This window comes from Bacillus sp. FJAT-27445, assembly GCF_001510665.1.
Lineage (GTDB): Bacteria > Bacillota > Bacilli > Bacillales > Cytobacillaceae > Bacillus_D.
Map to the genome: position 1 here is coordinate 428,172 of NZ_LMTI01000003.1, position 6,560 is coordinate 434,731.

The window sequence follows — 6,560 nt, forward strand, 5'->3', positions numbered from 1 at the left end:
GAATTTTAGCATTAACGAAAATCTAGCAATATGTTTTACGGGCCTTTTTTGATAGAATAGGAGTAAGCCGGTTGACTGACAAATGGCGTCAGGCTCAAACCGAAAGTTGTACAAAATTTAACAATATTAATTTTACATATAGGGCGGTGCGGGATTTGATTGAGCAATGGGGTATTGAAGTGCTGAAAGGAATAGGGAGGATGCTGCTTCATCCGGTTTTTTATTATGCATTTTTCCTTGCGGCCGTGCTGGGGGTCAGCCGGGTCAAGCGGGAGCGCAAGAACTTTACGGTCAGGGCGCAAGATGCGTATTTCGAGCTTAGGCAACTTGTGCCGGCCGGGCTTTTTGCCGGACTTCTGCTGTCGCTAATCGTACTGGTATCCGGCGTTGTGGTGCCGGTTGCGGCCATCATGCTAGCGGCTCTCTTTACACTCCTTTTCAGCCTGGCCGGAAATATGCGGTTCATCGGACCTGCCTACACGGTCGGCGCAGCGTTTTTCGCGCTCATTTACCTGGGAGGGAAGAACTTTAATATCCCATTCGTCAGGGAAGCGTTCGAAACCGCTTCAGGCCGGATTTATCCCTCCATCGCAGTCCTGATCGCCCTCCTGCTCATCGCTGAAGGAATCCTTCTTTTAAAAAGGGGAAGCATTGGAACCTCGCCTAAACTCATCACCAGCAAACGCGGCCAACGGGTCGGCGTCCACGAAGCCAGAAGGCTATGGCTCGTCCCTGTTTTCCTGTTCATTCCAGGTAGCGTCCTCACATTGCCGTTCGATTGGTGGCCTGTCTTCAGTATCGGGGAGAATACGTATTCATTGTTTCTCGTCCCATTTGCAATAGGTATGCACCAGCAAATCCAGGGCATGCTTCCGGCCGAAGGAGTCAGGGGTTATGGGAAAAAGGTGACAACGCTCGGGGTGCTAGTCCTGCTCGTTTCGGCGGCTGGCTACTGGTACCCGGTTGCAGCTATTGGCGCTGCGGCCCTTGCCATTCTTGGCCGCGAAGCAATTGCTTTTATTCAAAAAGTAAAAGAGGAAAACCGCCCCTTTTATTTTTCACGGAAAAATGAAGGTCTCATGATCATTGGAATCCTTCCGGGTTCGCCCGCGGATAATATGGACCTGAAAGTCGGTGAGCTGATCAGCAAGGCAAATGGCATGCCGGTTAGAAACGAAAACGAATTATACGAAGCACTTCTGCAAAATCGCGCCCATTGTAAGCTTGAAGTATTTGACGCAAACGGACAAATCCGCTTTGTCCAGCGCGCACTCTATGAAAACGACCATCACGAATTGGGCATCCTTTTCGTCCATGAAGATAGGAAGTGGGACGAGAAGGCGGTTTGTGTAATTTTTCATAAATAATCGGAATATGTTCATAATTATCCGGAATGAATTTTCATAATTAAACGGGATGCATTTTATTAAAGACCTTACAATTTTGCGGTGAGGTCTTTTTTTAAAACAACTTTGGCATTTTTACAATTTTCATTTGGGGGTATTTACTTATGGGTAACAGGTTGTTGACTGTCGACAAACCTCAGGTGGATGAAAACTTATCTGGATTTCTTATTAGGATGGCTGAGTTAAATGACTATGATAAATTAGCGTGGATATTTTCTGTGGCGGGGTTTAAAGACCTAACTAGTTTATTACAAAACAATTCATCCAATCTAAATTATGTAACAAGAGATAAGGTATCTTTAGAAAAATTGAGTATATTAACGGACGTAAAAGAAGAAGAGTTATGGAGCCTTACCTATTCAAATTATGATTCAATAGATGCAAATGCCCCATACCTTTGCAGTATAAACCAAAATGAAATACATAAAGAAGCCATGGTTGTTAAAAGATGCAAAGTTTGTGCACTATGTTTAAAAGAATATGGATACATAAAGAAAATTTGGTCACTAGCTTATTATACCGTATGCATAGAACATAAGGTTAAACTTGTAGACAAATGTGCGCTTTGTGGTAAGTTTATTAGCTGGAATAGAACTAGCTTAAATAATTGTAAATGTGGTTATGGGTATAGTAATGAAGAATTAAGTGAAGCTAGTACTTCTGAATTAATAATTTCTGAACTTTTATATTACAAGTGTGGATATAGTAATAAAACAAATCAAAAAATTTGGTTTGATGCCCTTGATCTCTTTTCATTAAATAAATTCTTGAATTTGTTGTTTTTCTTATACAATAATGAATATGTCAACAAGGGGTACCTTGTTGCAAGTACATTAAGAAATGATGATATTCATGAATTTATAATTAAAGTCAATAACTTGATTTTAAATTGGCCGCTTAGCTTCAGTGAACTAATAGATTCACTTTTAAAAGTTTCTCCGGAAAAGTCTTTCCATCAAGCGTTAAGTGGTTTACTACATTTTTTGTATAAAGACCAAAAATACAACAAACAATTTACATTTTTAAGAAGAGAAATTGAAGAGTATATGGTTATAAAGTGGGAGTTTTTAAACCTAAATGCATCGAGTTTAAGAACAGTCAAGTCTTTGTTAACTAGAAAAAATGGTGATAAATATATTAATGCTTCCACAATCCCCACTAGGTATGGTTTATCAACTAGAAGATTAAGAGAATTAATAGATAAAAAAGTCATTGATGGAAAGTATAAAAAAGGAAAAGGTAGTTACATATACCTAGTTAATTTGAGAAGTCTAATCAGATATAAACAAAGAAATGAAATTTATTTAAATCAAAAAGACCTAAAAAATATATTTAGTACTAGTAATGAAGGGATAATGAGTCTTTGTAAATATAAAGTTATTGAATATATGAAGGATTCAAGATTTTATTTATTTAAGAAAGAGGAAATACATAGTTTTCAAAGCAGATTAGATTCCAAAGTGGATTTTAACTATAAAAAGGAAGGAAAGTTAATAAAGTTAAGTGTTGTTCAATCACTTCTTAGCACTAATCAAAATAATGGGTTAGGAAAAGTGATTAAATTAATGTTATCTGATGAGATAATTCCCTGTAGTATAAATAATGAAGATGGAATTTTTAAATATAACTTTTACTATGACGATATATTAGATTTTATTGAAAAAAATGAGAACCTTATTACAATAGAAAATACAGCCCAAAGGTTAAAACTAAGTAAATATGCTATAAATCAACTTATAAATGAAGGATACCTGGGTGAGGTTATTAAAAAACATGTGGTTAGATTTGTTACCGCTAACGAATTGCTGGATTTTCAGAATAAAGTAATTAATTTGCTGGATTTATCAACTATCTATAATATGGATGTTTGGGAGATGAAGAGGTGTTTAAATAAAAATGGTTTAGTTCCTATATTTGGAGTGACGTTAAAAGATAAGGATAAAATTCTTTATGACTATAATTCCGTAAAAAATAAACTGAATTTTTAAAAAATAATTTAAATCGAATTCAATAGCGAATTTTTGGAAACAAAGCCGATTATTATAAAAGTTACAGATGAATTGTGGCATCGCCGGGAGACCATTCGTTATTTCAGGATCTCAGATGGTTAGTTTCTTTTGATTCTCACTACTTTTAAAAAGGCATACTTTAAAAATATTTTATTGTTTTTTTCTTGAGAAACTCTAGTAATAGAAAAAATTAAGTATAGGATGTGATTTCATGAAAGGGGCACTACCTGAAACACAAATTATATTTAACAAACTTTTGAATGATAATCAACAAAAAGTAATATTAAAACGCTGTTTTCGTATAGATTGTTGCTATTTGACCATACTATAAATAGGCTGATATAATGCCATTTATGGAGGTGTTCGGATATGTGGAGACACATTTATCGTGATTTTAGCGACCTAACAAAATCAGAACAATTAGCGTTATTTGAAGCGATGAAACAAGACTTGTTTCCAGAAGAACGAGAAGATATTGCGAAGATGCTTAAAGACATTCGTGAAACTCGTTTTTCTGGCGGTTTGGCGTGTCTTCACTGTGGAAGTGTATCGGTCAAAAAGAACGGCAAATATCGTGCAAGACAACGATATTTGTGCAAGGATTGCGGAAAGACGTTTAACGATATGACCAACACACCATTATCAGGTTCTCGTTACCCTCATAAATGGCTCAAATACTTTGAAATGATGGTAGAAGGCTATACTCTACCCAAGATTTCAGAAGCCTTAGAAATTCATATTTCTACGGCTTTTTATTGGCGACATAAAATCTTAAACGCTGTGCGTTCATTGGGCAATCAAACCTTAAAAGGCATCGTTGAAAGCGATGAAACCTTCTTCTTAGAAAGTGATAAAGGCAGAAAGTCTATTACTCACAGAAAACCTCGTAAGCGTGGCGGTGTCGCTACAAAAAGAGGTATTTCGAAGGAACAAATTTGTGTTCTTGTCGCACAAGACCGAAACGGACAAGTTATCTCCCAAATGGCGGGAAAAGGAAGAATTAAATCAACCGATATTGATAAGGTGTTAGGTGCATTTATAGACACCTCTGCTTTGTTATGCAGTGATACCGCTACAAACTACAAGAAGTTCGCAAAAGACAAGGGATTACAACACGAAATGGTCAATATGCGAAAAGGGATATATGTCAAAAAATCTATCTTTCATATCCAACACGTCAATGCTTATCACAAACGTCTAAAACAGTTTATGGAACGATTTCAAGGTGTTGCTACAAAGTATTTGGATAACTACTTATATTGGTTCAGATACCTCGAACAAAGCAAGAAGGTTGCTCAAAAAGAAAGAGTGAGGCAACTCTTATTTAATGCTGTTCATAAATCGAATTATTCAACTGTGGAAATGTTCAGAAGTGCGTAAAAACCCCTTAACACAGTCATTAAGAGGTTTTGTCTGATGGATATGCATCTTCAGTAGTTTCTAAACTCAATCACATTGAAGTAATGGCTAATGCGAATAACCATAGACCAATGAGTCCAATCCCTATGACCATAACTATAAATGCTAATATCTTGGCAAGTGAACCAATATTACCTTTAAACATAATGTAAGCACCAATAATGACTCCGAAGAGTCCTGCTGTAATCCAATAAGCCCTTGCTACAACCAAATTTAATTCTACTAAATGCTCAGTAAAGTAACTGAATAAAAAACTAACTTGGTAGAAAAAAGATAGAGTCAAAAGGACATACCATAATTTAACTTTATTCATTTACAATCCCCCAGATTAACAATAAATGGTACTACTTTCTATTATATAATATTATACTGATAGCAACAATCCTTACGAAAACAGCCAATTAAAAACACTGGAAAATATTCAAGAAAATAAAAGTGATTATTCATTGGAAGAATACTGGAAGATAGATGAGTTGATTGGTGGGATAGGAGGGTTTAATCTCCCAGTAAATCCAGTCATTAACCCTTTCCCTTTTGGTATAAAAAGAAGTATTTTTAGACGACTACAATATGCATGTTCCGAAATGGAAATTAGGGATATACGATACACATCAAGATATGTAGTAATGTATTCGGAATGCATCTAGAGGCTATTATGAGATTTTTATTAATAAATAGAAGGTTTTTGGGGGAAATACGTAATTACAATTTAACATTGGGTAAAGCTGTAAATAAAATCGATGCATTAAATATAATTGATAAAGAAACAATTTATTATTTAAACAAGTTTATTAATTTATATAATAAATCAAAACATGAAGTTAATCAGTATCAAGAAAGGGAACGGCTTTTTAGTCCTGCAGATGCTCTAGTAATTTATATAGGTGCTAGAGTTTTAGGTAACGAGCTACTGAAAATTATTGATTTAAAAGATATAGATTCAAAATTTGAAATAAACTGGAATTAACTCTATAAGGGGTATATATTGTTCATATTAAGAAAATCTTCTCTATAATTGTTGACTTTTGCATAAAAAAGGATTTTTATTTTTAACAAATTTCCCTGAAGCTTATCTTTGCAGCCCATTTGGCTATTAAGAGGATGCCTAGGCTCCATCCAACCCTCTGGAATATGAAAGACACACTTGAGCCGACTCTATGCCAGGCTGTAGATTCCACTTTATATACTAATAAGTTATTCACAGGAAAGAGTTCTGTTAACATTTATGTTAGGAACTCGCATTCTTCAGCTACGCTTACCGTGAAACTGAGAGATTATGAAGGATGGTTTGGTGGTGTAGTAAAGACATATACAATACAACCAGGTTATCAATTGTATGCTAATCCTACTGGCTTAGATCCCAAAGGAAAGTACTTCTTAGAGTTTTCAGCTCCAAGTAGTTTTGGGGGATATGTAAACTAAGCAATAATACAGGTCTAAAAGCGTCAGCAAATTTGACGCTTTTAGCGTTTCATTCAAAAAAACTCAGGAGACTTTATTAATGACAGCTACATTACTAAAAATAATTGGTTTAATGACTATGTTCATTGACCATATAGGACTATTTATCCCACACACTCCTGAGCTGCTTAGATGGATAGGTAGAATTTCGGCTCCAATATTTATTTTTTGTGTTGGGTTGGGGTATGCTCATACTAGAACCAAAATGAAATACCTAGCTCGGTTATATATAGCTGGTGTCCTAATGGCTTTTCTAAATCTAGCA

6 protein-coding genes are annotated in these 6,560 nt (G+C 35.5%); 5 read left to right on the forward strand and 1 reads right to left on the reverse strand.

Features of this window, described 5'->3' with window-relative positions:
* The first annotated feature begins 71 nt into the window (after positions 1 to 71).
* The 3 genes from AR337_RS10450 to AR337_RS10460 all read left to right on the forward strand — a co-directional run bounded on the left by AR337_RS10450 (position 72) and on the right by AR337_RS10460 (position 4,795).
* Positions 72 to 1,367: a PDZ domain-containing protein gene (locus tag AR337_RS10450; protein ID WP_367576253.1), complete on the forward strand. Its 1,296-nt coding sequence runs from the start codon at positions 72 to 74 to the stop codon at positions 1,365 to 1,367.
* A 143-nt stretch (positions 1,368 to 1,510) separates the two neighbouring features.
* Positions 1,511 to 3,394 (forward strand): TniQ family protein, encoded by a 1,884-nt coding sequence (locus AR337_RS10455; RefSeq protein ID WP_059171950.1) that lies wholly within the window; start codon positions 1,511 to 1,513, stop codon positions 3,392 to 3,394.
* Between the two features lie 390 nt (positions 3,395 to 3,784).
* Entirely contained in the window at positions 3,785 to 4,795 is a 1,011-nt protein-coding gene (locus AR337_RS10460) for an IS1595 family transposase (protein WP_059171951.1), read from the forward strand.
* A 70-nt stretch (positions 4,796 to 4,865) separates the two neighbouring features.
* Here AR337_RS10460 and AR337_RS10465 read toward each other — a convergent pair whose 3' ends face one another.
* Complete coding sequence (locus tag AR337_RS10465; protein WP_059171952.1) at positions 4,866 to 5,147, reverse strand: hypothetical protein; 282 nt, start codon at positions 5,145 to 5,147, stop codon at positions 4,866 to 4,868.
* Positions 5,148 to 5,489: 342 nt separating this feature from the next.
* Here AR337_RS10465 and AR337_RS10470 point away from each other — a divergent pair, with 342 nt between their 5' ends.
* Together AR337_RS10470 and AR337_RS10480 are read left to right on the forward strand one after the other, a co-directional pair.
* On the forward strand, positions 5,490 to 5,801 hold the full coding sequence (locus AR337_RS10470) for a hypothetical protein (RefSeq protein ID WP_059171953.1): 312 nt from the start codon (positions 5,490 to 5,492) through the stop codon (positions 5,799 to 5,801).
* Between the two features lie 534 nt (positions 5,802 to 6,335).
* Positions 6,336 to 6,560, forward strand: a 225-nt coding sequence (locus tag AR337_RS10480) for a TraX family protein (RefSeq protein WP_216637372.1), incomplete at its 3' end; no start/stop codon positions are given.